Below are 287 nucleotides of genomic sequence, written 5' to 3'. Positions count from 1 at the left end.
GGACAGCGTCACGGCGCGTGGGAACCGGGGAAGTCGGTACGGTGAGACATCACCGGGTGTCCGGGGAGCAGTCGAGGAGGGCACATGCTGCTGCGGGAAGCGATCGGCAGTGGGCTGCGTGAGGTGCGCACCGCGCGCCGGCGCACGCTGCGCGACATCTCGCGGGCCGCGCGGGTGAGCCTCGGGTACCTCTCCGAGGTCGAGCGCGGGCGCAAGGAGCCCTCCAGCGAGCTGCTCGCGGCGATCTGCGAGGCGCTCGGGGTGTCCGTGCCGGACCTGTTGACCAC

1 protein-coding gene is annotated in these 287 nt (G+C 72.5%); it reads left to right on the top strand.

Features of this window, described 5'->3' with window-relative positions:
• Window positions 1-84 precede the first annotated feature (84 nt).
• The coding region (locus DBV35_RS29870) for a helix-turn-helix domain-containing protein (protein WP_157962131.1) at window positions 85-287 on the top strand (203 nt) is incomplete at its 3' end.

The organism is Acuticoccus kandeliae (assembly GCF_003073115.1).
Note: the sequence above shows the minus strand (reverse complement) of the source record. Positions and strands in the feature narration are given on the sequence as shown.